The organism is Pantoea sp. SGAir0175 (assembly GCF_043547855.1).
Genome location: NZ_CP028081.1, coordinates 3,526,944 through 3,553,199, shown reverse-complemented (window position 1 = coordinate 3,553,199; position 26,256 = coordinate 3,526,944). Strand labels below are relative to the sequence as shown.

Annotated in this window: 24 protein-coding genes and 1 pseudogene; 14 read left to right on the top strand and 11 right to left on the bottom strand. The window is 59.0% G+C overall.

What is annotated here, in order from left to right; all coding sequences use genetic code 11:
* The first annotated feature begins 11 nt into the window (after nt 1-11).
* The 8 genes from infB to C1N56_RS16640 all read left to right on the top strand — a co-directional run bounded on the left by infB (nt 12) and on the right by C1N56_RS16640 (nt 10,112).
* Complete coding sequence (gene infB / locus C1N56_RS16675; RefSeq protein ID WP_021507702.1) at nt 12-2,702, top strand: translation initiation factor IF-2; 2,691 nt, start codon at nt 12-14, stop codon at nt 2,700-2,702.
* A gap of 64 nt (nt 2,703-2,766) precedes the next feature.
* The gene (gene rbfA / locus C1N56_RS16670; RefSeq protein ID WP_021507701.1) at nt 2,767-3,174 is read left to right on the top strand and encodes a 30S ribosome-binding factor RbfA; all 408 of its coding nucleotides are present in this window, start codon (nt 2,767-2,769) and stop codon (nt 3,172-3,174) included.
* Entirely contained in the window at nt 3,174-4,118 is a 945-nt protein-coding gene (gene truB, locus C1N56_RS16665) for a tRNA pseudouridine(55) synthase TruB (RefSeq protein ID WP_394516887.1), read from the top strand. The genes rbfA and truB overlap by 1 nt, the downstream gene beginning before the upstream one ends.
* Nucleotides 4,119-4,250: 132 nt before the next feature.
* Nucleotides 4,251-4,520: a 30S ribosomal protein S15 gene (rpsO, locus tag C1N56_RS16660; protein WP_010615981.1), complete on the top strand. Its 270-nt coding sequence runs from the start codon at nt 4,251-4,253 to the stop codon at nt 4,518-4,520.
* A gap of 308 nt (nt 4,521-4,828) precedes the next feature.
* On the top strand, nt 4,829-6,961 hold the full coding sequence (gene pnp / locus C1N56_RS16655; protein ID WP_058770684.1) for a polyribonucleotide nucleotidyltransferase: 2,133 nt from the start codon (nt 4,829-4,831) through the stop codon (nt 6,959-6,961).
* Nucleotides 6,962-7,153: 192 nt separating this feature from the next.
* A complete protein-coding gene (gene nlpI, locus C1N56_RS16650) occupies nt 7,154-8,038 on the top strand; it encodes a lipoprotein NlpI (RefSeq protein ID WP_021507697.1) in 885 nt (294 codons plus the stop codon).
* Between the two features lie 105 nt (nt 8,039-8,143).
* A complete protein-coding gene (gene yrbN / locus C1N56_RS16645; protein WP_098053093.1) occupies nt 8,144-8,200 on the top strand; it encodes a protein YrbN in 57 nt (18 codons plus the stop codon).
* 16 nt (nt 8,201-8,216) lie between these two features.
* Nucleotides 8,217-10,112: a DEAD/DEAH family ATP-dependent RNA helicase gene (locus C1N56_RS16640; RefSeq protein ID WP_058759574.1), complete on the top strand. Its 1,896-nt coding sequence runs from the start codon at nt 8,217-8,219 to the stop codon at nt 10,110-10,112.
* Between the two features lie 65 nt (nt 10,113-10,177).
* On the opposite strand, the gene C1N56_RS16635 is transcribed toward C1N56_RS16640, so the two are convergent.
* Entirely contained in the window at nt 10,178-10,924 is a 747-nt protein-coding gene (locus C1N56_RS16635; protein ID WP_394516886.1) for an SDR family NAD(P)-dependent oxidoreductase, read from the bottom strand.
* Between the two features lie 181 nt (nt 10,925-11,105).
* Between C1N56_RS16635 and C1N56_RS16630 the strand changes: the two genes are divergently transcribed.
* Nucleotides 11,106-12,002 (top strand): AraC family transcriptional regulator, encoded by an 897-nt coding sequence (locus C1N56_RS16630; RefSeq protein ID WP_394516885.1) that lies wholly within the window; start codon nt 11,106-11,108, stop codon nt 12,000-12,002.
* Between the two features lie 3 nt (nt 12,003-12,005).
* Here C1N56_RS16630 and C1N56_RS16625 read toward each other — a convergent pair whose 3' ends face one another.
* The 3 genes from C1N56_RS16625 to C1N56_RS16615 form a co-directional block, all read right to left on the bottom strand.
* Entirely contained in the window at nt 12,006-13,016 is a 1,011-nt protein-coding gene (locus C1N56_RS16625) for a luciferase-like monooxygenase (RefSeq protein WP_211725286.1), read from the bottom strand.
* A gap of 116 nt (nt 13,017-13,132) precedes the next feature.
* On the bottom strand, nt 13,133-14,017 hold the full coding sequence (locus C1N56_RS16620) for a U32 family peptidase (RefSeq protein ID WP_058770682.1): 885 nt from the start codon (nt 14,015-14,017) through the stop codon (nt 13,133-13,135).
* A 9-nt stretch (nt 14,018-14,026) separates the two neighbouring features.
* Nucleotides 14,027-15,022, bottom strand: a complete 996-nt coding sequence (locus C1N56_RS16615; RefSeq protein ID WP_058759571.1) for a ubiquinone anaerobic biosynthesis protein UbiU — start codon at nt 15,020-15,022, stop codon at nt 14,027-14,029.
* A gap of 205 nt (nt 15,023-15,227) precedes the next feature.
* On the opposite strand from C1N56_RS16615, the gene C1N56_RS16610 reads away from it, so the two are divergent.
* Complete coding sequence (locus C1N56_RS16610; RefSeq protein ID WP_058759570.1) at nt 15,228-15,752, top strand: ubiquinone anaerobic biosynthesis accessory factor UbiT; 525 nt, start codon at nt 15,228-15,230, stop codon at nt 15,750-15,752.
* On the top strand, nt 15,746-16,252 hold the full coding sequence (locus C1N56_RS16605) for a GNAT family N-acetyltransferase (protein WP_021507689.1): 507 nt from the start codon (nt 15,746-15,748) through the stop codon (nt 16,250-16,252). The genes C1N56_RS16610 and C1N56_RS16605 overlap by 7 nt, the downstream gene beginning before the upstream one ends.
* On the opposite strand, the gene C1N56_RS16600 is transcribed toward C1N56_RS16605, so the two are convergent.
* The gene (locus C1N56_RS16600) at nt 16,236-16,523 is read right to left on the bottom strand and encodes a GIY-YIG nuclease family protein (protein ID WP_021507688.1); all 288 of its coding nucleotides are present in this window, start codon (nt 16,521-16,523) and stop codon (nt 16,236-16,238) included. The two genes, C1N56_RS16605 and C1N56_RS16600, sit on opposite strands and share 17 nt — an antisense overlap.
* Before the next feature lie 77 nt (nt 16,524-16,600).
* Between C1N56_RS16600 and C1N56_RS16595 the strand changes: the two genes are divergently transcribed.
* Nucleotides 16,601-17,014 (top strand): YhbP family protein, encoded by a 414-nt coding sequence (locus tag C1N56_RS16595; protein ID WP_058759569.1) that lies wholly within the window; start codon nt 16,601-16,603, stop codon nt 17,012-17,014.
* A gap of 34 nt (nt 17,015-17,048) precedes the next feature.
* Here C1N56_RS16595 and C1N56_RS16590 read toward each other — a convergent pair whose 3' ends face one another.
* Nucleotides 17,049-17,570 carry a type 1 glutamine amidotransferase domain-containing protein gene (locus tag C1N56_RS16590; protein WP_021507686.1) on the bottom strand — a complete coding sequence of 174 codons (522 nt, stop codon included), beginning with the start codon at nt 17,568-17,570 and terminating at the stop codon, nt 17,049-17,051.
* A 237-nt stretch (nt 17,571-17,807) separates the two neighbouring features.
* Between C1N56_RS16590 and C1N56_RS16585 the strand changes: the two genes are divergently transcribed.
* The gene (locus tag C1N56_RS16585) at nt 17,808-18,842 is read left to right on the top strand and encodes a permease (protein ID WP_394516884.1); all 1,035 of its coding nucleotides are present in this window, start codon (nt 17,808-17,810) and stop codon (nt 18,840-18,842) included.
* On the opposite strand, the pseudogene nrdG reads toward C1N56_RS16585, so the two are convergent.
* A pseudogene (nrdG, locus tag C1N56_RS16580) lies at nt 18,837-19,301 on the bottom strand (anaerobic ribonucleoside-triphosphate reductase-activating protein); the annotation flags it as partial. The gene C1N56_RS16585 and the pseudogene nrdG sit on opposite strands and share 6 nt — an antisense overlap.
* Nucleotides 19,298-21,436 carry an anaerobic ribonucleoside-triphosphate reductase gene (gene nrdD, locus C1N56_RS16575; RefSeq protein WP_394516883.1) on the bottom strand — a complete coding sequence of 713 codons (2,139 nt, stop codon included), beginning with the start codon at nt 21,434-21,436 and terminating at the stop codon, nt 19,298-19,300. The gene nrdD and the pseudogene nrdG, both read right to left, overlap by 4 nt.
* Before the next feature lie 278 nt (nt 21,437-21,714).
* Here nrdD and C1N56_RS16570 point away from each other — a divergent pair, with 278 nt between their 5' ends.
* On the top strand, nt 21,715-24,099 hold the full coding sequence (locus tag C1N56_RS16570; protein ID WP_394516882.1) for a beta-N-acetylhexosaminidase: 2,385 nt from the start codon (nt 21,715-21,717) through the stop codon (nt 24,097-24,099).
* A 112-nt stretch (nt 24,100-24,211) separates the two neighbouring features.
* On the opposite strand, the gene ridA is transcribed toward C1N56_RS16570, so the two are convergent.
* From ridA to pyrB, 3 genes are all read right to left on the bottom strand, one after another.
* Nucleotides 24,212-24,598, bottom strand: a complete 387-nt coding sequence (gene ridA / locus C1N56_RS16565) for a 2-iminobutanoate/2-iminopropanoate deaminase (protein ID WP_010615965.1) — start codon at nt 24,596-24,598, stop codon at nt 24,212-24,214.
* A 78-nt stretch (nt 24,599-24,676) separates the two neighbouring features.
* Complete coding sequence (gene pyrI, locus C1N56_RS16560) at nt 24,677-25,141, bottom strand: aspartate carbamoyltransferase regulatory subunit (RefSeq protein ID WP_010615964.1); 465 nt, start codon at nt 25,139-25,141, stop codon at nt 24,677-24,679.
* 11 nt (nt 25,142-25,152) lie between these two features.
* A complete protein-coding gene (gene pyrB / locus C1N56_RS16555) occupies nt 25,153-26,088 on the bottom strand; it encodes an aspartate carbamoyltransferase (RefSeq protein ID WP_021507680.1) in 936 nt (311 codons plus the stop codon).
* Nucleotides 26,089-26,256: the final 168 nt, after the last annotated feature.

Here is a 26,256-nt window from a genome sequence, read left to right as displayed (position 1 = left end):
GAAGGAACAGCATGACAGATGTAACCGTAAAATCGCTGGCCGCCGAAATTCAGACTCCGGTCGATCGCCTGGTACAGCAATTTGCTGATGCAGGGATCCGTAAGTCTGAAAACGACGCCGTATCCCAGCAAGAGAAAGAGACCTTACTGTCCCACCTGAATCGTGAGCACGGTCAGACCGGTTCAGGCAAACTGACGTTGCAGCGCAAAACGCGCAGCACCTTGAATATTCCAGGCACCGGGGGTAAAAGTAAGTCGGTGCAAATCGAAGTCCGCAAAAAGCGCACATACGTGAAAGGTGATGCCGACGCTGAGCAAGCTCAGGCGGAAGCAGAAGCCGAGGCGCAGCGTGAAGCGGAAGAGCAGGCGCGTCGCGAGGCTGAAGAACAAGCCCGTCGCGAAGCTGAACAAAAAGCGCAACGTGAAGCCGAAGAGAAAGCCAAGCGCGAAGCCGCTGACAAGGCTAAGCGTGAAGCAGCGGAAAATGAGAAAGTGACTAATCAACCTACCGACGAAATGACCAAGGCTGCGCAATCTGACAAAGCCCGTCGTGAAGCTGAAGCCGCCGAACTGAAGCGTAAAGCGGAAGAAGAAGCGCGCCGTAAGCTGGAAGAGAATGCGCGCCGCGCGGCGGAAGAAGCCCGTCGTCTGGCCGAAGAGAAAGCCGCTGAATGGGAAAAACCAGAGGAAGAAGATAAGGGCGACTACCACGTCACCACTTCAACTCATGCCCGTCAGGCAGAAGACGAAAACGATCGCGAAGTCGAAGGCGGTCGTGGTCGCACCCGCACCACCAAGGCAGCGCGTCCGGCCAAAAAAGGCAACAAGCACTCTGAAGCCAAAACTGACCGTGAAGAAGCGCGTGCTCAGGTACGCGGCGGTAAAGGTGGCAAACATCGTAAACCAAGCACGCTGCAGCAGGGCTTCAACAAACCTGCTCAGGCGGTGAACCGTGACGTCATCATTGGCGAAACCATCACCGTTGCCGAACTGGCCAACAAAATGGCGGTGAAAGGCTCGCTGGTTATTAAAGCGATGATGAAGATGGGTGCCATGGCAACCATCAACCAGGTTATCGACCAGGAAACCGCCCAGCTGGTGGCAGAAGAGATGGGTCACAAAGTGATCCTGCGCCGCGAGAACGAGCTGGAAGAAGCGGTAATGGACGATCGTGATACCGATGCTGCGCAGGAAAGCCGTGCGCCGGTCGTGACCATCATGGGTCACGTTGACCACGGTAAAACCTCGCTGCTGGACTACATCCGCTCCACCAAAGTCGCCTCCGGCGAAGCGGGCGGGATTACCCAGCACATCGGTGCGTATCACGTTGAAACCGATAACGGCATGATCACCTTCCTCGACACCCCGGGCCACGCCGCGTTTACCGCAATGCGTGCACGTGGTGCGCAGGCCACGGATATCGTTATCCTGGTGGTGGCGGCTGACGATGGCGTGATGCCACAAACCGTCGAAGCTATCCAGCACGCGAAAGCGGCCGGTGTGCCGGTGGTCGTGGCCGTGAACAAGATCGATAAGCCAGAAGCCGATCCGGATCGCGTCAAGAACGAGCTGACCCAGTACGGTATCATCCCGGAAGAGTGGGGCGGCGAGAACATGTTCGTTAACGTCTCGGCGAAAGCCGGTACCGGCATCGACGACCTGCTGAACGCAATTCTGCTGCAGGCGGAAGTACTGGAGCTGACTGCGATTCGTCAGGGTATGGCGAGCGGTGTGGTGATCGAATCGTTCCTCGACAAAGGTCGTGGTCCGGTAGCAACCGTGCTGGTGCGTGAAGGTACGCTGAACAAGGGCGATATCGTACTGTGCGGCTTCGAATATGGCCGTGTGCGTGCGATGCGTGACGAACTGGGTCGCGAAGTGCTGGAAGCGGGTCCATCGATTCCGGTGGAAATCCTCGGTCTGTCCGGTGTGCCGGCAGCGGGTGACGAAGCGACCGTGGTGCGTGACGAGAAGAAAGCGCGTGAAGTGGCACTGTATCGTCAGGGCAAATTCCGTGAAGTCAAACTGGCGCGTCAGCAGAAGTCCAAGCTGGAAAACATGTTTGCCAACATGACCGAAGGCGAAGTGTCCGAGCTGAACATCGTCCTGAAGTCCGACGTACAGGGTTCTGTGGAAGCGATCTCCGACTCGCTGCTGAAACTCTCCACCGACGAAGTGAAGGTGAAGATTATCGGTTCTGGCGTGGGCGGTATCACCGAAACCGACGCCACCCTGGCCGCTGCGTCCAACGCGATCATCCTCGGCTTCAACGTGCGTGCGGATGCCTCTGCGCGTCGCGTGATTGACGCTGAAAACGTTGACCTGCGCTACTACTCCGTCATCTATAACCTGATTGACGAAGTGAAAGCTGCCATGAGCGGCATGCTGGCACCAGAGTTCAAACAGCAGATTATCGGTCTGGCCGAAGTCCGTGACGTGTTCAAGTCACCGAAATTTGGCGCGATTGCCGGCTGTATGGTCACCGAAGGCAACATCAAACGTCACAATCCGATCCGCGTACTGCGCGACAACGTGGTTATCTATGAAGGCGAGCTGGAATCTCTGCGTCGCTTCAAAGATGACGTCAACGAAGTGCGTAACGGCATGGAGTGTGGTATCGGCGTGAAGAACTACAACGACGTTCGCGTTGGCGACATGATCGAAGTGTTCGAAGTGATTGAAGTTAAACGCACCATCGAGTAATTGCTGGTCGATGTGATGCAATTTGGGAGGCCTCTGGCCTCCCGAATTATTTGGGAGAAATAGTATGGCGAAAGAGTTTGGTCGCCCACAGCGCGTAGCGCAGGAGTTGCAGAAAGAGATTGCGATCATCCTGCAGCGCGAAATCAAAGACCCGCGTCTGGGTATGATGGTCACCGTGTCTGGCGTTGAGGTGTCACGCGATCTGGCGTATGCCAAAGTGTTCGTGACCTTCCTGAACGACCAGGATGAAGAAGCGGTGAAAAACGGCCTCAAAGCGCTGAAAGAAGCGTCTGGCTACATCCGTATTCTGCTCGGTAAAGCGATGCGTCTGCGCATCGTGCCGGAGCTGACCTTCTTTTACGATAACTCGCTGATTGAAGGGATGCGCATGTCGAATCTGGTGTCTAACGTGATCAGAAACGATGCTGAGCGACGGGGTGAAAGCCCGGCGGAAGACGACAAGGAGGACTGATGAGTCGTCCTCGTCGCCGTGGTCGTGATGTCCACGGTGTTTTCCTGCTGGATAAACACCAGGGCGCATCCTCCAACGATGTGCTGCAAAAAGTAAAACGCCTGTTTAATGCTAACAAGGCGGGCCATACCGGCGCGCTCGATCCGCTGGCCACCGGTATGCTGCCGATTTGTCTCGGCGAAGCCACCAAGTTTTCCCGCTATCTGCTGGATTCGGACAAGCGTTACCGCGTGATTGCCCGTCTGGGCCAGCGCACCGATACCTCCGATGCGGACGGCAATATCGTTGAAACGCGGCCGGTGACCTTCAGCCAGGCTGAGCTGGATGCCGCGCTGGAGAGCTTTCGCGGCGAGACGCTGCAGGTGCCCACCATGTTCTCGGCGCTCAAGTATCAGGGCCGCAAGCTGTACGAATATGCGCGCGAAGGCATCACCGTGCCGCGTGAAGCGCGACCGATTACCGTGTTTGAACTGCAGTTTATTCGCTGGCAGGGCGACGAGCTGGAACTGGAAATCCATGTTTCCAAAGGCACCTACATTCGCACCATCATTGACGATTTAGGTGAGAAGCTCGGCTGCGGTGCACATGTAATCATGCTGCGCCGTCTGCAGGTGGCGCGTTACCCGATTGCGCGCATGATGACGCTGGAACAGCTGCAGGTGCTGGCGGCGCAGGTTAATGCGGCGGAAACGCCGGATTACGCACCGCTGGACGCGTTGCTGTTGCCAATGGACAGCCCGGCGGAAGATTTTCCAGCGGTCAATCTGCCCACGCCGATCGCGGCCTGGTTCAAACAGGGCATGCCGGTCCAGGCGGAAAACGCGCCGGCCAGCGGGCTGGTGCGGGTGACCGAAGGTGAGCAGCAGAAATTTATCGGTATGGCGGAAATCGCCGACGATGGTCGCGTGGCACCGCGTCGTCTGGTAGTGGAGTTTGCCGACTGACCGCGTATTACCGCTGGGCGTTACAGCGCATTTGCGTTGCTACCGGGCGAAGAGTAGAATAGCGCGGCTTTAAAAGCGGGCTGCTGAATTAGAGATCGGCACCCATACATTCATTTTTTACTGGAGTTTATTATGTCTCTAAGCGTAGAAGCTAAAGCAGAGATCGTTGCTAAATACGGTCGTGGCGCTAACGACAGCGGTTCAACTGAAGTTCAGGTTGCTCTGCTGACTGCTCAGATTAACCACCTGCAGGGTCACTTCTCTGAGCACAAGAAAGACCACCACAGCCGTCGCGGTCTGCTGCGCATGGTATCCCAGCGTCGTAAGCTGCTGGACTACCTGAAGCGTAAAGACGTTGCACGTTACACCAGCCTGATCGAAAGCCTGGGTCTGCGTCGCTAAGTCTGAAGAATCTGATCAACGATGTAGCGCATGCAGTATGCAAAAAACCGCATCTGGCGATCAGATTTGTGCGAGTTTCGCGAAAAGGGGGCCTTTATGGCCCCTTTTTTCGAGCAATCCGCAGCAATCCGGACCAAACTCATGTATTGTTGCTGAGAGTGATCTTTGCTTGCAGAGGTTCGCGCGGCTAATGAGAGGCTTTACCGCAGGGGCGGTTAAGGGTTGTCATTAGTCGCGAGGATGCAACTAAAGATCGGTAATCCCCGGCGGGCCGAGCAGGCTTTGCCACGAATTTAAGGACTTAAATTTTGCTGAACCCGATCGTACGCAAATTCCAATATGGTCAGCATACCGTCACGCTGGAAACCGGCATGATGGCGCGCCAGGCCACCGCAGCAGTAATGGTAAGCATGGACGACACCGCGGTATTCGTTACCGTCGTGGGCCAGAAAAAAGCCAAAGCCGGTCAGGACTTCTTCCCTCTGACAGTGAACTATCAGGAGCGTACTTACGCTGCTGGCCGTATTCCGGGCAGCTTCTTCCGTCGTGAAGGCCGTCCAAGCGAAGGCGAAACCCTGATTGCGCGTCTGATTGACCGCCCGGTGCGTCCGCTGTTCCCGGAAGGTTTTGTTAACGAAGTACAGGTTATCGCGACTGTGGTATCCGTGAACCCGCAGGTTAACCCGGACATCGTTGCTATGATCGGTGCTTCTGCTGCGCTGTCACTGTCTGGTATTCCGTTCAACGGCCCAATCGGTGCGGCACGCGTTGGTTACATCAACGATCAGTACGTGCTGAACCCAACCGCGGATGAGATCAAACAGTCTCGTCTGGATCTGGTGGTTGCCGGTACGCAGAATGCAGTGCTGATGGTGGAATCTGAAGCGGACATCCTGACCGAAGATCAGATGCTGGGTGCTGTGGTGTTCGGCCACGACCAGCAGCAGGTTGTGATTGAAAACATCAATGCGCTGGTGGCCGAAGCCGGCAAACCACGCTGGGACTGGCAGCCAGAGCCGGCGAACGATGCGCTGATCGCACGCGTTGCCGCCCTGGCCGAAGCGCGTATCAGCGATGCTTACCGCATCACTGACAAGCAGGAGCGCTATGCGCAGGTTGGCGTCATCAAAGACGAAACCATCGCCGCACTGCTGGCTGAAGACGAAACGCTGGATGATGCCGAAATCGGTGACATCGTACACAGCCTGGAAAAGAACGTGGTGCGTACCCGTATCCTGAACGGCGAACCGCGTATCGATGGCCGCGAAAAAGATATGATCCGTGGTCTGGACGTGCGCACTGGCGTACTGCCGCGTACCCACGGTTCTGCGCTGTTTACCCGTGGTGAAACGCAGGCGCTGGTCGCTGCCACCCTCGGTACCGCGCGTGACGCACAGAATCTCGATGAGCTGATGGGCGAGCGTACTGACAGCTTCCTGTTCCACTACAACTTCCCTCCGTACTCCGTGGGCGAAACAGGTATGGTTGGCTCACCGAAGCGTCGTGAAATTGGTCACGGCCGTCTGGCGAAGCGTGGCGTGCTGGCAGTGATGCCTAAACAGGATGCGTTCCCGTACACCGTGCGCGTCGTGTCTGAAATCACCGAATCGAACGGTTCTTCTTCTATGGCTTCCGTGTGCGGTGCATCACTGGCACTGATGGACGCTGGCGTACCGATCAAAGCGGCCGTTGCCGGTATCGCGATGGGTCTGGTGAAAGAAGACGAGAAGTTCGTGGTGCTGTCTGACATCCTCGGCGACGAAGATCACCTCGGCGATATGGACTTCAAAGTAGCCGGTAGCCGTGAAGGTATCACCGCGCTGCAGATGGACATCAAAATTGAAGGTATCACCCGCGAAATCATGCAGGTGGCACTGAACCAGGCCAAGGGTGCGCGTCTGCACATCCTGAGCGTGATGGAACAGGCGATCAGCACGCCGCGTCAGGAGATCTCCGAGTTCGCGCCGCGCATCTACACCATCAAGATCAACTCAGACAAGATCAAAGACGTCATCGGTAAAGGCGGTTCGGTTATCCGTGCGCTGACCGAAGAGACCGGCACCACCATCGAAATCGAAGATGATGGCACCGTGAAGATCGCAGCGACCGACGGCCTGAAAGCCAAAGAAGCGATTCGTCGCATCGAAGAGATCACCGCTGAGATCGAAGTGGGCCGTATCTACGCCGGTAAAGTGACCCGTATCGTTGATTTCGGTGCCTTCGTGGCAATCGGCGGCGGTAAAGAAGGTCTGGTACACATTTCTCAGATCGCCGACAAGCGCGTAGAGAAAGTGACCGATTACCTGCAGATGGGTCAGGAAGTGCCAGTTAAAGTGATGGAAGTGGATCGTCAGGGCCGCGTTCGTCTCAGCATCAAAGAAGCGACAGAGCAGAAGCCAGCAGAAGAAACCGCTGCGGTGACGACGCCTGACGCCGAGTAAGCGTTTTTCCTGATAAGCCGCTCCCTGCCAGCTGGCGGGGAGCGGTGTTTGTATACCCGGAATGCGTGGCGCGCTGGTCAGCGTGTCAGTGCAACTGAAGCAGGACGGGTATCATCGCGAGGGCGGGAACCCTTGTGCATAGCAGGCGGATGACAGGATGGTTATCCCAATGTTTGTATTCGGGAGTGGGAAATGAAGCCTTTTTTGCGCTGGTGTTTTGTTGCGACAGCTATCACGCTGGCAGGATGCAGCAACTCCAATTGGCGTAAGAACGAAGTTCTGGCAGTACCTTTGCAGCCCACACTGCAGCAAGAGGTTATTCTGGCGCGAATGGAACAAATTCTTGCCAGTCGGGCCCTGACCGATGATGAACGCGCACAGCTGTTATATGAGCGCGGAGTGTTGTATGATAGTTTGGGTCTGAGGGCATTAGCGCGAAACGATTTCTCGCAAGCGCTGTCTATCAGACCGGATATGCCGGAAGTGTTTAACTATCTCGGCATTTACTTAACGCAGGCAGGCAATTTTGATGCTGCCTATGAAGCGTTTGATTCTGTACTTGAGCTTGATCCAACTTACAACTATGCGCATTTAAACCGTGGTATCGCCCTCTATTACGGCGGTCGATACAAGTTAGCGCAAGATGATCTGCTGGCGTTTTATCAAGACGATCCTAACGATCCGTTCCGCAGCCTGTGGCTCTACCTCGTTGAACGCGAGATGGATGCCGACAAGGCAAAAGTGACGCTACAACAGCGTTACGACAAGGCGGCTAAGGACCAATGGGGATGGAATATTGTCGAGTTCTACCTGGGCGACATCAGTGAAAAAACATTGATGGAACGTCTCAAGGCGGACGCAACGGATAACACCTCGCTCGCTGAACATCTCAGTGAAACCAACTTCTATTTAGGTAAGTACTACCTAAGTCTGGGGGAGAAGGACGACGCGAAAGCGTTGTTCAAACTGGCGGTGGCCAACAACGTCAATAACTTTGTTGAACACCGATACGCATTGTTGGAACTGGCGCAACTCGGCCAGACACAAGACGATTTATCAGAATCTGACCAGCAATAGCTGACGAACTTTTATTGCCTGATTTACCCGTAAAGTCATCGCCTGAACAGGTGAGGGCTTTTCTGTTCGTCAAAACTTCTAATTTGAGCCGGTTCACACTTTTTGATGAAAATGACTGAAAGTTTTCACGACGAGTTATGTAGACTGGCCGCCGCAATCTAAGAGGCACGTGTACTACATGACTGATATTCAAACCACTTTTGCTGATCTGGGCCTGAACGCCGACATCCTCGAATCACTGAACGGTATGGGCTACGTTAAGCCATCGCCAATCCAGGCTGAGTGTATTCCTCACCTGCTGGCGGGCCGTGACGTGCTGGGTATGGCGCAGACCGGTAGTGGTAAAACAGCAGCGTTCTCGCTGCCGCTGCTGAACAACGTTGATCCTTCTGTCCGCGCACCGCAAATCCTGGTGCTGGCGCCGACCCGCGAACTGGCGGTTCAGGTGGCTGAAGCGATGACAGAATTCTCTAAACACATGCGCGGTATTAACGTCGTGGCCCTGTACGGTGGCCAGCGTTATGACGTGCAGCTGCGCGCACTGCGCCAGGGTCCACAGATCGTGGTTGGTACCCCAGGCCGTCTGCTGGATCACCTGAAACGCGGTACCCTGGACCTGTCCAGCCTGCGTGGTCTGGTACTGGACGAAGCCGATGAAATGCTGCGTATGGGCTTCATCGAAGACGTTGAAACCATCATGGCGCAGATCCCGGAAGGTCATCAGACCGCACTGTTCTCTGCAACCATGCCGGAAGCGATTCGCCGTATCACTAAGCGTTTCATGAAGGATCCGCAGGAAGTGCGCATCCAGTCCAGCATCACTACACGCCCGGACATTTCTCAGTCTTACTGGACCGCTTACGGCCGTAAGTCTGACGCGCTGGTGCGCTTCCTCGAAGCGGAAGACTTCGATGCTGCCATCATCTTCGTGCGCACCAAAAATGCCACGCTGGAAGTTGCAGAAACGCTGGAGCGTAACGGCTACAACAGCGCCGCGCTGAACGGTGACATGAACCAGGCGCTGCGTGAGCAGACGCTGGAGCGCCTGAAAGACGGTCGTCTGGATATCCTGATCGCGACTGACGTTGCGGCCCGTGGTCTGGACGTTGAGCGTATTAGCCTGGTGGTTAACTACGACATCCCTATGGATGCCGAATCGTATGTGCACCGTATCGGCCGTACCGGTCGTGCGGGTCGTGCTGGCCGTGCGCTGCTGTTCGTTGAGAACCGCGAGCGTCGTCTGCTGCGCAACATCGAACGCACCATGAAGCTGACTATTCCGGAAGTTGAGCTGCCTAACGCCGAGCTGCTGAGTCAGCGTCGTCTGGCGCAGTTCGCTGCGAAAGTTCAGCAGCAGCTGGAAAGCAGCGATCTGGATCAGTACCGTGCGCTGCTGGCTAAAATGCAGCCAGAAGAAGAGCTGGATATGGAAACGCTGGCCGCTGCACTGCTGAAAATGGCGCAGGGCGAACGTCCACTGATTCTGCCACCGGATGCACCACGTCCACAGCGTCGTGAATTCCGCGATCGCGATGAGCGTGGCGGCGACCGTCCACGTCGTGACAGCCGTGACAGCCGCGAAGGTGGCGATCGTCCACGTCGCGAACGTCGTGACGTTGGCGAAATGCAGCTGTACCGCATTGAAGTGGGCCGTGACGACGGTGTTGAAGTGCGTCACATCGTGGGCGCGATTGCTAACGAAGGCGACATCAGCAGCCGTTACATCGGTAACATCAAGCTGTTTGGTACTCACTCCACTATCGAGCTGCCAAAAGGCATGCCGGGTGAAGTCCTGCAGCACTTCACGCGTACGCGTATTCTCAACAAGCCGATGAATATGCAGCTGCTGGGCGATGCACAGCCACATGAGCGCACCGAGCGTCGTAGCGGCGGTCGTGACTTCGGTGGTGAGCGTCGTGGTAACCGCGAGGGTGGCAACCGTGAAGGTGGCGCACCGCGTCGTTTCTCTGAGCGTCGCGAAGGCGGTCGTGAAGGCGGACGTTTCAGCCGTGAAGGTGGCCGTGGCCCACGTCGCGACGAAGGTGCAGCTGCACCACGTCGCCGTGATGCATAAGCGTTAATCGCTTAAAAATAAAAAGGACGCGCAAGCGTCCTTTTTTTATGTCTGTAACGCGGGCTTTACACGCCGCCGGCAATCAGCACCCGCTCACCGGTAACATAAGCCGACTCTTCCGACGCCAGAAACAGCGCCACCTGCGCCACATCCTCCGGCAGGCCAAAGCGTCCCAGCGGCGTGGCCGCGATCAGCTGCGCTTTAAATTCCGCATTCATTTTTTTCGCTGCCAGCAGCCCCTCGGTCAGGATTATTCCCGGCGCCAGCGCGTTGACGCGAATGTTGCGCGGACCCAGCTCACGTGCCAGCCCCTGCGTTAAGGTATCGATCGCGCCCTTGGTCGCTGACCACAGTACCGAGCCGGGCAGGCTGCGCTGGCTGTTCAGCGCGCTGAGGTTAATGATGCAGCCGCCGCGCGCCGGGAAATGCTGCGCCGCCTGCTGGCACACCAGCAGCGTACCGAGCAGATTGACGTTGAGCTGCTGTTGCATGTCGCTGACGCTGAGGCTGGCGAAGTCGCCATGGTGAAACATGCCGGCGTTGTTGACCACGATGTCTGGCGCGCCAAACTGCGCGATACTGCTGGCGAACAGGCGCTGCACGTCAGCTTCAAGGGATATATCGGCCTGAACGGCGATGGCGTCGCTTCCCAGCGCGCAAATATCGGTCACCACATCCGCCGCGCCCGCTTCATCCTGACGATAATTCACCACCACCCGGGCGCCGGCCGCGGCGAAAGTCATGGCGATGGCGGCGCCAATGCCTTTCGACGCGCCCGTCACCAGCGCAATTTTGCCTTCAAGTGCTTGCATTGTGTCTCTCCACCTGAGATTTCGGGTGAGTAAAGCATGCGCTGTTGCCGCTTTGTGCGGTAGCGCAATCCTGCAAGCTTTTTGCACGATCCTGCAAATCTGTGGCGCAGGGACTAGGCGCAACCGCATCGGCAGGTAAGAATGGGGATTCAGTGATTTTTCATCGCGGAGTGCATAACGCATGATTCATCAGGAACAGTGGCAGCAGCTGGTGGCGATGATTGCCCGTCACGCGCAGCAGGATGGGCGCACCGCCAGCGCGATTGATTTTCTCTCTTTTGGCCGCAGCTCGCACCCCTCCAGCCTGGCGCATATTGCCAGCTGGGCGGGTTTTGCGCTGATGGCCCAGGGCCAGAAAGCACTGCGCATGGGCGATGATGTGATGCATTACGGGCCGGGCGATCTGCTGCTGGTCACCATGGACATGCCGGTGCAGTCCTGCGTGGTGCTGGCGACGCCAGAGAAACCCTGTCTTGGCGTCGGCATCACCATCAACGAAGCGCGCCTGCTGCGCTATCTGGAGCATTTCCCGCCGCAGCAGATTGGCAGCGCCGCCCCCGAACGCAGCATTACCGTCCATAAAGTCGCGCCGCCGCTGGTGGATGCGGTGATGCGGCTGGTGGCGCTGCTGGATCAGCCGCAGGATATCGCCGCGCTGGCACCGCTGATTGAGCAGGAGATTTTCTATCGCCTGCTGACCGGGCCGGAAGGGCCGCGCATTCTGAACATGGCGCTGACCGAGCGCCCGGGCAACAAAGTGGCGCGCGAAAACTTTCATCAGCCGCTGAAGGTGGATCAGCTGGCCAGCAGCGTTGGTATGAGCATTTCATCGCTGCACCATCACTTTAAAGCGGTTACGGCGATGACGCCGATGCAGTATCAGAAGCAGCTGCGGCTCAACGAAGCGCGCCGGCTGATGATGATTGAGAAGCTGGATGCCGGGACGGCGGGCTATCGGGTGGGCTATCAGAGTGCGTCGCAGTTCAGCCGGGAGTACAGCCGTTTTTACGGCCAGTCACCGGCGCGCGATGTGCGCAAGATGGCGGTGGGGCCGGAAGGACTCTCCCCACCGCAGTAAGGCTTACAGCGTGCGTGCGGCTTCCATCGCCAGCGCGAACGAACGCAGGCGCGCCTGCGGATCGTAAATCTGGCCGTTGACCATGATCTCATCCGCCTGGGTTTCGCGCAGCAGCGCGGCAAGGCCGTGGCGCACTTTATCTTTATCGCCCACCACCGACATGCTCAGCGCCTGCTGCACGCCATACTGTTCGGACGGCGACCACAGGTTATCCATGTTCTCCACCGGCGCCGGCAGCGGGCCGGGCTTGCCGCGACGCAGATTAATGAACTGCTGCTGCATCGAGGTGAACAGGAAGCGCGCATCACGATCGCTGTCTGCCGCCACCACGTTGACACACACCATAGCGTAAGGTTTTGCCAGACGCGCAGAGGGCTGGAATTTTTCGCGATACAGGTGCAGCGCCTGCAACAGCAGGTCTGGCGCGAAGTGCGAAGCAAAGGCAAACGGCAGACCAAGCTGCGCCGCCAGCTGTGCGCTATACAGGCTGGAACCCAGCAGCCACACCGGAATTTTCAGCCCGAGGCCGGGCACCGGCTGCACCGGCGGATGTTCGCCCTCTTCGGCATCGAACCAGCGGATCAGATCGGCCACATCTTCCGGGAAGCTGTCGGCCTGGGCGCCCGAAAGATGACGGCGCAGCGCCAGCATGGTGCGCTGATCGGAGCCGGGCGCGCGGCCCAGTCCGAGATCGATACGGCCAGGGTAGAGGGATTCCAGGGTGCCAAACTGTTCGGCAATCACCAGCGGTGCGTGGTTAGGCAGCATGATCCCGCCGGAGCCGAGGCGCAGCGTTTCGGTGTTAGCGGCGAGATAGCCAATCAGCACCGACGTTGCGGCGCTGGCGATGCCGGTCATGTTGTGGTGTTCGGCCAGCCAGTAGCGATGAAAGCCAAGGGCTTCGGCCTGACGCGCCAGCGCCAGCGAATTATGGAAGGCATCGCGCGCAGACGAGCCTTGCGGAATGGGGGCCAGATCCAGCACGGACAGGCGAACAGTTTTCTTCTCAGACATGGGTACTCCAGCAAAGGATGGCGCAGGTGATAAGTAAACCTGCACCAGTCAGTATTACGCATCATTACCCATATTAAAACTGCTAATAACGGCAGGAATATAGCCGGAATGTGCCTTTAACCGCCGCTATCCAGCGCCATTCCGGCCAGGCGGCGCCAGTAACCGTTGCTGTCGCTGCCGCGCGCCATCATCAGCGGCGCTTCACCCGCTTCGTTAGCGCGGAAGCGATCAACCTGTGCCAGCGTGCTCTCATCCTGCGGCGACAGGCGCACAATATCGATCCAGCCATGCATACCGGCGAGATCGTTGCCAAGGTTGTAACAGTAGCCGCTCATGGTCTGAATGCCGTTCAGGACAAATACCTGCTGGCCCTCCTGCGACAGCACGCGGCGCCCGGTGGGATAATCAATACAGCAGGTCTGGCAATCATCTTTGGCACGGTTTTCGGAACGCGCGGTAAAGCAGCGCGCCGACAGTGCCAGCGGCAGATGGCCGTAGCCGAGCACTTCAACCTCAAACCGATCGCGCAGGCCAGCGTCATGGCACTGCTGCAACAGCTGAATCAGCCAGTCGCGTGACATCTCCACCGGCATGCACCAGCGCGTCATGCCCTCCTGCAGCAGCAGCTGGAGTGTCTGCGCGTTATAGACATTCAGGGTGGGACCGGCGACAAACGGCAGTTTGCGCTCTGCCGCCATGTTCACGGTGCCGATATCGTTGGCTTCCAGTAAGAACTCACCGTTTTCAACATAGCGGCGCAGCTCTTTGACTTCCGAAGGGGACTGCAGCAGCGCCAGCGTGCTCAGCACCACCTGTTTGCCGCTGGCCGCCAGCGTGCGGCCCATCTCCATCCACTGACTGAACGCAGTGGCGCGGCGTTTGCTGCACACCGCTTCGCCGAGGTAGACAATCTCTGCGCTGCTCTCTGCGGCGCGCTGGTAAAACTGCTCCAGCGTGGCGGTTGGCCAGTACCACAGCACCGGGCCGATGGCGTATTTCATACGGTCTCCTTATTGCCAGTCGCGGTGATAGGCGCCGAGGGTGGTCTGGCTGCCTTCAGAAAGTTCACCGAGCGCGCGCATCCACGGCGCCTGCACCGTGAACTGTTGCGGATCGGCCATGCAGCGATCGATCGCCTGACGCCACACTTTCGCCACCTGCGCCACATAGGCCGGGCTGCGCTGGCGTCCCTCAATTTTCACCGAGGCGATATTGGCGCGCAGCAGCTCTGGCAGCAGCGCCAGGGTATTGAGGCTGGTGGGCTCCTCCAGCACGTGATAGCGCTGGTTATCCACCTCGTAGCGTCCTTTACACAGCGTCGGATAGCCCGCGCTCTCATCGGCGGCGTAACGGTCAATCAGTACTTCGTTCAGGCGCGACTCCATGCCCTGTGCCGTCTGCTGCCAGCGCACAAATTTGGCCGGTGAACAGGCGCCCGCGCTGTTCGGCGACTCGCCGGTCAGCCACGACGAGAGATAGCAGCGGCCTTCGGCCATGATGCACAGGCTGCCAAAGGCGAATACTTCGAGCGGCACCGGCGTTTCGCGCGCCAGCTGCTTCACCTGGTGCATCGACAGCACGCGTGGCAGCACCACGCGACTCAGCGCAAAGTGGCGGTGATAAAACTGAATGGCCTGCAGATTGGTGGCGGACGCCTGCACTGACAGGTGACGTTCAACCTGCGGGTAGCGGCTGGCGGCGTACTCCAGCGTGGCGATATCGGCCAGAATCAGCGCATCGGCACCGTTCTGTGCGGCGACGTCAATGGCGCTTTGCCAGCGGTTAAGGCCGTCAGGATGGGCGAAGGTGTTGATCGCCACGTGCAGTTTACGCCGGTGCTGATGCAGGAAGCGCGCGGCTTCTGCCAGTTTCTTATCGGTAAAATTGAGGCCAGCAAAGTGGCGGGCGTTGGTGTCATCTTTCAGGCCGACGTACACCGCGTCAGCGCCGTGCTCCACCGCCGATTTCAGCGCAGGTAAATTCCCCGCCGGACACAGCAGTTCCATACAATTTCCTCCCCCGGATTCTGAACGCCGTTGAGTGTAAGGAAGCGCAGGTGCAGCAATGTTGATTTAAGGCAGTGAAAGCGGGATTGCCAGGGCGGAATGGAGAATTTTCGCACAGACACGGGGCGATTTCCTTGATCCCGGTTGAGGCGAAAGCCGACGGATGTGGCAATATAGATAAAATTTTCTCAAGGGAGTGCAGCGCATGTTCGCACGCTTACGCGGCCTGTTAATTGAAAAAGGGCCGGAATTCCTCGCTTTACCGGTGTCGCTAACACCATTCGCCGTGAAAAAAACGGTTTTGCAACAACTCCTAAACTGGCAATTTCGTCATGCTTTGGCTGAAGGTGAGTTAGACTTTCTGCAAGGGCGCTATCTCGGCATTGAGATCGCGGACGTCAATCTGCGCTGGATCACCACGCTGCAGGACGGGCGCCTGACCGTTTCGCGCGACGCCGAAGCAGATGTCTGGTTTCGTGGCGAAGCCAACGATCTGCTGCTGGTAGCAGCACGCAAAGCCGACCCCGATATGTTGTTCTTTCAGCGCCGTCTGGTGATTGAGGGCGACACGGAGCTGGGACTGGAGGTGAAGAATCTGATGGATGCCATAGAACTGGACGCCATGCCCACGCCATTGCGCACGGGGTTGCTGCAGCTGGCTGCTTTTGTTGAGGCAGGAATGACACAGGACGCGAAGGCCGCTGAGGCGCGCGCGGGGATCTCATGTTGATTCGTACTGAAATTGGTGTGGACGCGGCAGGCATCGACAGCCTGTTAAAGCGCAGTTTTGCCACCGCAGCCGAAGCGGAACTGGTACAGCAGCTGCGTGAAGACGGTTTACTCACGCTGGGCGTGGTGGCCACCGATGACGAAGGCCAGGTGCTGGGTTATGCCGCCTTCAGTCCGGTGACGTTGCAGGGCGAGGATCGTAACTGGGTGGCGCTGGCGCCGCTGGCGGTTGATGCCTCGGTGCGCAGTCAGGGCATTGCTAAACAGCTGGTGTATGAAGGGCTCGATTCGCTCAATGAGTTCAGCTACAGCGCCGTGGTGGTGCTGGGCGATCCGCAGTTTTACAATCCGCTCGGCTTTGAACCGGCGGCGCGTCACGGCCTGCACTGCCGCTGGCCCGGCAGCGAAGCGGCGTTTCAGGTGTATAAACTGGCGGACGATGCGTTCGATGGGGCAGAAGGGCTGATCGCCTTCTCGGCACCTTTCAATCGTATCGACTAAACCACGCCGTTAAGCAGGCCGGCTGCTGGGCAACCAGCAGCAGTTTCTGCGCCCGGCTCAGCTGTTTTACCTGATACTCCAGCCGGGAAGCCGCCGCGCGATCGCCAGCCGCGCAGTGAAACACCAGCGTCAGCGGACCTTTGCCGCGCAGCGCGCGGGCACCGCGCCCCTGCTGGTGCTGCTGCAGGCGGCGGTTGACGTCAGTGGTGATGCCGGTATAAAGCATCCCGGCGGCGGTTTGCAGCATATATAGCTGCCAGCCCTGTTCCATTTACAAACCTCGTTCATGTGCTGGCGGGCAGTGTAACGCGCCTGCGGCCGCATCGCTATCAACGCACGGAGTTGCTCTTGTCTGACCATTCTCATCTGATTCGCTATCTGAAAAAACAGCACGTGCTGTCGCTGTGTGCCAGCGACGGCGATGCGCTATGGTGCGCCAACTGTTTCTACGTGTTCGATGAAGCGCGTATGGCGTTCTGGCTGATGACCGAAGCCGATACGCGTCACGGCGCGCTGATGGCGCGTCATCCACGCGTTGCCGGCACGGTGAACGGCCAGCCGAAAACGGTGCTGCTGATTAAAGGCGTGCAGTATCGCGGGCGTATACAACTGACCGATGAGGCGCAGGCGCTGAAGGCCTATCAGTCGCGCTTTCCGGTGGCAAAAAAAGTCACCGCGCCGCTGTGGGAAATTACGCTGGATGAGTTGAAAATGACCGATAACGCGCTGGGGTTTGGCAAAAAGATTGTCTGGCAGCGTTAGCCCGGCACGCGCGCAGGCGCACCGGGCGACCGCCTTACGCTGCGTTCAGAATGCGCAGGGATTCGCGGTTAAACGCGGGCAGGTCTTCAGGCGTGCGGCTGGTAACCAGCTTGTCATCATCAACCACCACCTCTTTATCGTAAAAGTCCGCGCCGGCATTACGCAGATCGATGGCGATAGCTTTCACGCAGGTCATTTTGCGACCGCGCACGCCGTTCGCGCTGATCAGCAGCTGCGGACCGTGACAGATGGCGAAAATCGGTTTGCCGCTGGCAACAAACTCTTTGGTAAAGGTGACAAAGCGATCGTCACCGCGCAGCGCGTCAGGCGAATGACCACCGGGCAGCAGCAGCGCGTCGAACTCGGCCGGGCTGACATGGTCAATATCCTTGTCGATTTTGACTTCGGCTTTGCCCTGTTTTCCCTTCACGGTTTTGCCCGCCTGCATCTCAATGGTGACCACTTCATGGCCCGCTTTGGTGAAGGCCTCGGCCGGTGAGGTAAACTCTGAGTCTTCAAATTCATCGGTAATCAGAACCGCTATTTTCTTGCTCATCTTTCTCCTCCTTGCTGGTCACGCACCTGCTGTGCGTGACACGTTTCAACAGACAAGTCTGGACCCTGAGCGCGGAAACGCAAGCCAGCCGGCACAGGCGGGATTGGTTAAATTCCGGAGACAGATCAAGTTTAAGCGTGACGACGCTGGCACACGGGCATAACCTGAATAACACTGTGGGATCTGCGTCGCGCCCTCCGCGCGGCATACGTTATTCAGTTGAATACGGAACCGGTCATGACCCAATTCGCCTCACCTGCACCAGCGGCCCGCTTCGCCTGGTGGAAACCGCTGCTGTTCCTCGCCGTGGTGCTTATCGGCCTGTGGTACGTTAAATGGCAGCCTTACTATGGCAAAGCCTTCACCGCCGCAGAAACCCATTCCATCGGCCGCTCTATTCTTGCCAATGCCGCAGATTCGCCGTGGCGCGCCGCGCTGGATTACGCCATGGTCTATTTTCTCGCGGTGTGGAAAGCCGCGGTGCTCGGTGTGATGCTGGGCTCGCTGGTGCAGGTGCTGATTCCGCGCCGCTGGCTGCTGCGCCTGATGGGCAGCAACCGGCTGGGGGCCACGCTGGTCGGCACCGGTTTTGGCCTGCCGGGCATGATGTGCAGCTGCTGTGCCGCGCCGGTGACCGTCGGCCTGCGCCAGGCGCAGGTTTCAAGCGGCGCGGCGATGGCGTTCTGGCTGGCGAATCCGCTGCTTAATCCGGCAACGCTGGTGTTTATGGGCTTTGTGCTCGGCTGGCAGTTTGCCGCCATTCGGCTGGTGGCGGGTGGGGTGATGGTGCTGGGCATTGCCCTGCTGGTGCAGCGCAGCGTGCCGGAAACCGCCGTTGCCGCACCGCTGTTGCCGCACGAAAGCCATGAACGGTTTGTGACGCGCTGGCTGCGCGTGATGTGGCGGCTGTTCTGTAACACCATTCCGCTCTACATCGTGGCGGTGCTGCTGCTCGGCGCCGCGCGCGTCTGGCTGTTTCCGCACGCGGACGGCGCGGTGGGCAATACGCTGTTCTGGGTAATGCTGATGGCCATCGCCGGCTGCCTGTTTGTGATCCCGACCGCCGCAGAAATCCCCATTGTGCAAACCATGATGCTGGCGGGCATGGGCATCGCACCGGCGCTGGCGCTGCTGGTGACACTGCCCGCGGTCAGCGTGCCGTCGCTACTGATGCTGCATCGCGCGTTCCCGCCGCGCGCACTGTGGATCGCCTTCTGCGGCGTGGCCGTCAGCGGCATGCTGCTCGGCACCCTCGCGCTGTGGCTGGCGTAGATACCAGATAGTCTGATTGCGGCTGCCGCACCACAGCAGCCGCGCATCTTTTTCCGCTTCGATGAAACGTCCATCAATCAGCACGTCGATTTCCGCAATCACTTCGCGCTGCGCCGCCGTCAGTTCCGCCAGGGTGTAGCCGGTCCACAGCCAGATATCTTTATCCGGACAGTCGCGCCGCACGCGCTTCACCAGCCGGCGAATATGCGGCACATTGTGCGGATGCAGCGGATCGCCGCCGCTCAGCGACAGCCCCTGACGCGGAATGCGGCGATCCTGCAGATCGGCGATCAGCTGCTCCTCCATGGCCAGCGTAAACGGCACGCCGGAGTCATGCCGCCAGGTGCTTTGGTTGTAGCAACCGCGACACTGATGTTCACAGCCCGCGACAAACAGCGTGCAGCGCGTGCCGGGACCATTCACGATATCCACATCGTAGTAGCGATGAATGTGCATCATCCCAGCTGTCCGGTATCAAGGTGTTTGACGCGGCGCTGCACCTCTTCCTGCTTGCCGGCGTTGAACGGCCGCGCATCCGGGCTGCCAAGATAGCCGCAGACGCGGCGCGTGACCGAAACGCGCGCCGGATCGTGATTGCCGCAGCACGGACAGGTAAAGCCTTTGCTGGTACAGCTGAACTCGCCGCTGAAGCCGCACTCGTAGCACTCATCGATCGGCGTGTTGGTGCCGTAATAGGGCACGCGGTCGTAGCTGTAATCCCACACATCTTCCAGCGCCCGCAGGTTGTGCTGAATGTTGGGGTATTCGCCGTAACAGATGAAGCCGCCGTTAGCGATGGCCGGGTAGGGCGCTTCAAAATCGATTTTGTCGTACGGATTGACCCTTTTCTCTACGTCGAGATGGAAGCTGTTGGTGTAATAGCCCTTGTCGGTCACGCCCGGCACCACGCCAAATTCGGCGGCATCAAGGCGACAGAAGCGATCGCACAGGTTTTCACTGGGCGTACTGTACAGGCTAAAGCCGTAGCCGGTTTCCGCTTTCCACGCATCCACCGCCTGGCGCAGATGCGTCACAATCGCCACACCGGTTGCGCGCAGATGCGCGGCATCATACGGATGCACGGCGTTGCCGCTTAGCGCGTTAAGCGTTTCATGCAGACCGATATACCCCAGCGAGATCGAGGCGCGGCCGTTGCGAAAGATCTTGCCCACCTCGTCGTCCGGGTTGAGCCGTACGCCGCAGGCGCCTTCCATGTAAAGAATCGGTGCGACGCGCGCTTTGGTTTTTTCCAGCCGGGCAATGCGGGTCATCAGCGCCCGCTTCGCCAGCGCCAGGCGTGCATCCAGCAGCGTCCAGAAGCGGGCTTCGTCTCCCTCGGCTTCTAACGCAATGCGCGGCAGGTTGAGGCTGATCACGCCGATGTTGTTGCGGCCCTCATGAATCTGCTCGCCGTTTTCCTCGTATACGCCGAGGAAGCTGCGGCAGCCCATCGGCGTTTTAAACGAGCCGGTGACTTCCACCACTTTGTCGTAGTTGAGGATATCCGGATACATGCGCTTGCTGGCACACTCCAGCGCCAGCTGTTTGATGTCGTAATTGATGTCGCCGGCGCGGCGATTGACGCCTTCGCGAATGGCAAACACCAGCTTAGGAAACACTGCGGTTTTATGGTTTTTGCCCAGCCCGGCGATGCGGTTGCGCAGAATCGATTGCTGAATCAGGCGCGCCGCCCAGTCGGTGCCGAGGCCAAAGCCAAAAGTGACGAACGGCGTCTGGCCGTTGGCGGTGTGCAGCGTATTAACCTCGTACTCCAGCGACTGAAACGCGTCGTAGCACTCTTTTTCCGTGCGTGCGTGCGCGTAAGCTTCCACGTCAGCAATTTGCCATTCGCGGGCAATCTGGCGATGTTTTTCGAGGCTGAGGGTGACAAATGGCGCCAGCACTTCGTCAATGCGGTTAATGGTGGTGCCGCCGTAAATATGGCTGGCGACCTGCGCGATGATCTGCGCCGTCACCGCGGTGGCGGTGGCGATGGATTTTGGCGGTTCAATCTCGGCGTTACCCATTTTGAAGCCGTGCGTCAGCATGCCGTGCAGATCGATCAGCATGCAGTTAAACATCGGGAAGAAGGGGGAGTAGTCGAGGTCGTGATAGTGGATCTCACCGCGTTCGTGCGCCAGCACCACATCGCGCGGCAGCAACTGCTGCTGGGCATAATGTTTGGCCACGATGCCGGCCAGCAGGTCGCGCTGCGTCGGGATCACTTTGCTGTCTTTGTTGGCGTTTTCGTTGAGCAGCGCCGCGTTAGTCTGTTCCACCAGGCCGCGAATGGCATGGTGCAGCTTGCCGCGCTGCTCGCGCGCCAGATCGCGGTCGTGACGGTATTCAATATAGGCGCGCGCCAGCTGCGGCCAGCGTCCGCTCATCAGCGCCTCTTCCACGGCACACTGGATGTCGCGAATATCGACTTCAGCCTGGGTTGCCAGCTGCGCGCTGACCTGCTGAGCGACCGTCGTGCACCAGGCCAGGTCGTCAACCTGGGCGGCCTGCGCGGCGGCCCGCACTGCAGCTTCAATGCGCCGGGCATCAAACGGCACCCTGCAGCCGTCACGCTTAATCACTACCGTTGCCATCTTCCCTTTCTCCGCTGGAAACTACATGTAGATAATTTTAAGGAGTGTAATCGCAACATGTGGTGTTTCAGAGGGAATTAATCGCACTGTTTTTGACCTGTCGCAAAGAAGCGCGGCCAGCGCCTGAAAGCCGTGCAGTGGTCAACAGCCGCTACACTGAAAAGTTTTAAGCCGGACAAACTTCAGCCGGTTGCAACTTGCTTTGCGTTGCGAAACAGGTTTAATGAGCGTTTTGCGCCATTTTCGGCCCATCGTTTTGCCTTACAAGGATGCCCACCATGCTTCTGCCCCGTACGCTGCTGGCCGTTTTGTGTTCCCTGACGTTTTCCACGCAGGCCGCACCGGCAGGCGATCTGCCGCTGATGCCGTGGCCACAGCAGGTAACGCAGCCCGCAGGCGGTGGCGCGTTTACCCTGACGCCGCAATTTTCGCTGCACATCACCGGCGATCACCTGGAAGGGGCCGAAGCGCGCTGGCGCGCCCGCATTGCGCGGCAAACCGGCTGGGCGCTGCTGCCCGCCAGCCCGGCCAGCGATCGTCCCGCCATTCAGATCCGGATTGCCGACGCGGTCGATCCGCTACCGCAACCGGACAGCGACGAAAGCTACCGTCTGGAGGTCAGCAGCAGTGGCGTACTGCTGCAGGCACCTACCCGTTTTGGCGCGATGCGCGGCATGGAAACCCTGCTGCAGCTGATCGCTAACACCGCCAGCGGCACGCAAATTCCCTTTGTCACCATCGACGATCGGCCGCGCTTCCCGTGGCGCGGCGTGCTGATCGACCCGGTGCGCCACTTCCTGCCGCTGGAAACCCTCAAGCGGCAGATTGATGGTATCGCCGCGGCGCGCATGAACGTGTTTCACTGGCACCTGACCGACGATCAGGGCTGGCGCTTTGCTTCCAGTCACTATCCGCAGCTGCAGCAGCAGGCCAGTGATGGCCTGTTCTACAGCCAGCAGCAAATGCGCGAGCTGGTGCACTATGCCACTCTGCGCGGCGTGCGCGTGGTGCCGGAAATCGATCTGCCTGGCCATGCTTCCGCCCTGGCCGTAGCGATGCCGGAGCTGATGAGCGCGCCGGGTCCATATGCCATGGAGCGCGGCTGGGGGGTATTTAAACCCTTGCTCGATCCCAGCAATGAAGCGGTGTTTCGCTTTATCGACACGTTGATCGGCGAAGTCGCGGCGATCTTTCCCGATCCCTACATTCACATCGGCGGGGATGAAGTCGATCCCAGTCAGTGGAACGCCTCACTGAAGATTCAGCAGTTTATGCGCGACCACGGCCTGCAGGACGCCCATGCGCTGCAGGCGTGGTTCAACCAGCGGGTTGAGAAGATTCTCGCAGCGCATCAGCGGCGCATGCTTGGCTGGGATGAGGTGTACCATCCCGACCTGCCGAAAAGTATTGTGATTCAGTCATGGCAGGGGCAGGACGCGCTGAGCGAAGTAGTAAAGCAGGGGTATCGCGGCATTCTTTCCACCGGTTTTTATCTCGACCAGCCGCAGAGCGCCGCGTATCACTATCGCAACGAGCTCTGGCCGCAGGGGCTGAACGGCGTCGATCAACTGCGCGCCGACGATCAGGCGCAAAGCTGGCAGTTCACTATGCCGCGTCTGAAAGGCAGCGCGGTGCAGGGCAGTTTCACCCTGATTGAGAGCAAAAACGGCTGGCGCGGTTTTATCGATTTCAGCGGCAAGGCGCGACGTCAGGTCAGCGACATTCGCTGGCTGTCACCGACGCAGCTGACCTTCAGCGTCGATAGCTGGATGGGGCCGTTTCAGCCGGTGGTGACGCTGACGCGTGACAGCCTGACCGGCTACGTGCTGGTGGGCAACGTACGCTATCCGACCACAGGCAGTAGGCTGGCGCAGATACCGGCCGGTATTGCTCCGGTACTGCCCACGCCCGCTCAGCTGCAGCGTGATTTGCTGGGCGGTGAAGCGGCGCTGTGGGCGGAGAACGTGAATAGCCGGGTGATTGATACGCGGCTGTGGCCGCGCGCCTTTGTGGTGGCGGAGCGGCTGTGGTCGGCGCAGGATGTGACCGACAGCGAGAATATGTACCAGCGGCTCAGCGCGATTGATCGCTGGGGGACGGTGTCAGTCGGCCTGCAGCAGCATCAGCAGGCCGGGGTGCAGATGATGCGGCTGGCCAACAGCAGCGATATCACTCCTCTGCGCGTGCTGGCGGAGGTGCTGGAACCGGCGCAGTATTACACCCGCCAGCACCTGAAGTTTCAGGCCGGGCATTATGACTATTTCGAGCCGCTGAACCGGCTGGCGGACGTGCTGCCGGCCGAGAGCGAGCCGGTGCGGCTGCTGGATAAACAGGTGGATGCGCTGATTGCTAATCGCGGCGATCATGCTGCCGCCAGCGCCCTGCGCCATCAGCTGCAGCGCTGGCAGCGCAACAGCGATGCGGTGATGCCGCTGGTGCTGGGCAACTATCAGCTGAAAGCGCTGCAGCCGCAGGTGCGTCAGGTCGCTGAGCTGAGCCGGATGGGGCTGGATCTGGTGAACGCGCTGGAGCGCAATCAGGCCTACGGCGCAGGCGAGGTGGCGCAGATGCACGCCCAGCTGGATGCGGCGGCGCAGGTGCAGGATGAAACGGTGCTGGCGCTGGTGCGACCGCTGGAGAAACTGCTGCGATCGTCGAGATAGGGAAGATCGGAAGTCACGAACTATGCAGGGTCGTCATTGATGACGAACTGGCGATCTCGCCAGGTGCGCACGGATACGCCCCCTGCATGCTGTGTGATTGATGACAGCTAAATCAGCGACGTACCGCGATGGCTTCGATCTCAATCTTCACGTCTTTCGGCAGACGCGCCACTTCCACGCAGGAGCGCGCCGGGAAGCTGGCCTGATGCTCGGTGAAAAACGCTTCATAGGTGGCGTTGACCGTGGCGAAATCGTTCAGGTCTTTGACGAACACGGTGGTCTTCACAATGTCGCCCACCTGCAGGCCAGCGGCCAGCACAATCGCCTTCACATTCTCCAGCGATTGACGCGCCTGCGCGGCGATATCGTCCGGAACCGCACCGGTGGCCGGATCGACCGGGATCTGGCCGGAGGTGATGATCATGCTGCCGAGATCCACGCCCTGGACGTACGGGCCAATCGCTGCCGGGGCTTTTTCAGTACTGATTTCGCGAGACATTGTTTCTCCTTAGGCATGCGCGGCGAACCCTTGCCCGCCGCGAAAATGTTCGCCCCATTATAGGGAGGAAACGGGCGATTACCAGTGACCGAGCACCACGTGGCGCGCGAACTCTTTCTCGCAGTATTTACACTTCAGGTGCACATCGTCATCGCGCTGCTTCACCGCAAAGCTGGAGAACACCGGCTCGCTGCGGCTGATGCAGTTGCCGTTGGGGCAGGTCAGCACGCGCTCGATGCGTTCCGGCAGCGTTGGTGCAATCTTCGCCACCACTTCATACTCATCAATGCGATTCACCGTGGCGTGTGGCGCGTACACCGCCAGCTGATTGATCTGATCATCAGTCAGAAAAGTATTTTCGATTTTGATCAGATCCTTACGCCCCATCTCGCCCGACGGCAGATTAAGGCCGATGGTGATGCGCTGATCGGTTTCAGTGAGGCGGAACAGTGACAGTAGCTTAAAGCCGACCTGCGCCGGAATGTGGTCGATCACCGTGCCGCGTTTGATGGCTTCAACCTGCAGTTTGTTATCGTGGGTCATCGTTCTGCTCCTTACAGTGCCAGTTCGCTATTCAGTACCAGCGCCAGCAGGGCCTGGCGGGCATAGATGCCGTTGCCGGCCTGCTGGAAATACCAGGCGTGCGGCGTGCTGTCGACATCGGTGGTGATCTCATCAATGCGCGGCAGCGGATGCAGCACCTTCATGTTATCGCGCGCACCGGCCAGATCGGCTGCCCGCAGGATGAACTGCGCTTTCACGTTGGCATACTCTGAGGGATCGAGACGCTCTTTCTGTACGCGCGTCATGTAGAGAATATCCAGCTGCGGCATCACTTCTTCGATGCTGTCGTGGCGCGACCAGGCAATGTTCTGTTCATCCAGCATATCGGTGATGTAGGACGGCATCGCCAGCGCATCTGGTGCGATGAAGTAGAAGCGGTTGCCGCTGAACTTCGCCAGCGCCTGGGTCAGCGAATGCACGGTGCGGCCATATTTCAGGTCGCCAACCATCGCCACGTTGAGGTTATCGAGGCGGCTCTGGGTTTCCCGGATGGTGAACAGATCGAGCAGCGTCTGCGTCGGGTGCTGGTTGGCGCCGTCACCGGCGTTAAGGATCGGCACGCCGCCCGAGAACTCCGTGGCCAGCCGCGCCGCCCCTTCCTGCGGATGGCGCATCACGATGGCATCCACATAGGTGCCAATCACCGAGATGGTATCGGCGAGGGTTTCCCCTTTCTTGCCCAGCGAGGTGTTGCTGCCGTCGGCAAATCCCACCACCGACGCGCCCAGCCGGTGCATCGCGGTTTCAAACGACAGACGGGTGCGCGTTGAAGCCTCAAAGAAGCAGCTGGCGATAACGTTGTGTTTCAGCAGCTCCGGCTGCGGATGGGCTTTCAGCTGGGCGGCGGTATGCAGCACCAGCTCCAGCTCATCGCGGTTGAGGTCGTTGATGGAAATAATGTGCTTGCGATATAGCGGGTTGGCCATAGCTCTCTCCTCTGCGCTGCCGGATTGCGGACAAAAAAAAGCCCCTTTACAGGGGCTTTCTGGCGATCGATGAATGACGGAAAGAAACAGGTGCGCCGCCTGCATTCAGGCGTACGGGAGCGGCAAATTGTGCGCTGCGCTGTTGCATGTTTCCTCCGGCAAATTGTG

What these genes read in the sequence shown, in the direction of transcription:
- C1N56_RS16615 (WP_058759571.1), bottom strand. Translation starts at nt 15,022, where the DNA reads ATGGAACTGCTGTGTCCGGCGGGGAATTTACCTGCGCTGAAATCGGCG.
- C1N56_RS16640 (WP_058759574.1), top strand. Translation starts at nt 8,217, where the DNA reads ATGACTGATATTCAAACCACTTTTGCTGATCTGGGCCTGAACGCCGAC.
- C1N56_RS16605 (WP_021507689.1), top strand. Translation starts at nt 15,746, where the DNA reads ATGTTGATTCGTACTGAAATTGGTGTGGACGCGGCAGGCATCGACAGC.
- nlpI (WP_021507697.1), top strand. Translation starts at nt 7,154, where the DNA reads ATGAAGCCTTTTTTGCGCTGGTGTTTTGTTGCGACAGCTATCACGCTG.
- C1N56_RS16630 (WP_394516885.1), top strand. Translation starts at nt 11,106, where the DNA reads ATGATTCATCAGGAACAGTGGCAGCAGCTGGTGGCGATGATTGCCCGT.
- C1N56_RS16585 (WP_394516884.1), top strand. Translation starts at nt 17,808, where the DNA reads ATGACCCAATTCGCCTCACCTGCACCAGCGGCCCGCTTCGCCTGGTGG.
- pyrI (WP_010615964.1), bottom strand. Translation starts at nt 25,141, where the DNA reads ATGACCCACGATAACAAACTGCAGGTTGAAGCCATCAAACGCGGCACG.
- C1N56_RS16570 (WP_394516882.1), top strand. Translation starts at nt 21,715, where the DNA reads ATGCTTCTGCCCCGTACGCTGCTGGCCGTTTTGTGTTCCCTGACGTTT.
- nrdD (WP_394516883.1), bottom strand. Translation starts at nt 21,436, where the DNA reads ATGGCAACGGTAGTGATTAAGCGTGACGGCTGCAGGGTGCCGTTTGAT.
- C1N56_RS16635 (WP_394516886.1), bottom strand. Translation starts at nt 10,924, where the DNA reads ATGCAAGCACTTGAAGGCAAAATTGCGCTGGTGACGGGCGCGTCGAAA.
- truB (WP_394516887.1), top strand. Translation starts at nt 3,174, where the DNA reads ATGAGTCGTCCTCGTCGCCGTGGTCGTGATGTCCACGGTGTTTTCCTG.
- ridA (WP_010615965.1), bottom strand. Translation starts at nt 24,598, where the DNA reads ATGTCTCGCGAAATCAGTACTGAAAAAGCCCCGGCAGCGATTGGCCCG.
- rbfA (WP_021507701.1), top strand. Translation starts at nt 2,767, where the DNA reads ATGGCGAAAGAGTTTGGTCGCCCACAGCGCGTAGCGCAGGAGTTGCAG.
- C1N56_RS16590 (WP_021507686.1), bottom strand. Translation starts at nt 17,570, where the DNA reads ATGAGCAAGAAAATAGCGGTTCTGATTACCGATGAATTTGAAGACTCA.
- C1N56_RS16610 (WP_058759570.1), top strand. Translation starts at nt 15,228, where the DNA reads ATGTTCGCACGCTTACGCGGCCTGTTAATTGAAAAAGGGCCGGAATTC.
- C1N56_RS16625 (WP_211725286.1), bottom strand. Translation starts at nt 13,016, where the DNA reads ATGTCTGAGAAGAAAACTGTTCGCCTGTCCGTGCTGGATCTGGCCCCC.
- infB (WP_021507702.1), top strand. Translation starts at nt 12, where the DNA reads ATGACAGATGTAACCGTAAAATCGCTGGCCGCCGAAATTCAGACTCCG.
- rpsO (WP_010615981.1), top strand. Translation starts at nt 4,251, where the DNA reads ATGTCTCTAAGCGTAGAAGCTAAAGCAGAGATCGTTGCTAAATACGGT.
- pyrB (WP_021507680.1), bottom strand. Translation starts at nt 26,088, where the DNA reads ATGGCCAACCCGCTATATCGCAAGCACATTATTTCCATCAACGACCTC.
- C1N56_RS16620 (WP_058770682.1), bottom strand. Translation starts at nt 14,017, where the DNA reads ATGAAATACGCCATCGGCCCGGTGCTGTGGTACTGGCCAACCGCCACG.
- C1N56_RS16600 (WP_021507688.1), bottom strand. Translation starts at nt 16,523, where the DNA reads ATGGAACAGGGCTGGCAGCTATATATGCTGCAAACCGCCGCCGGGATG.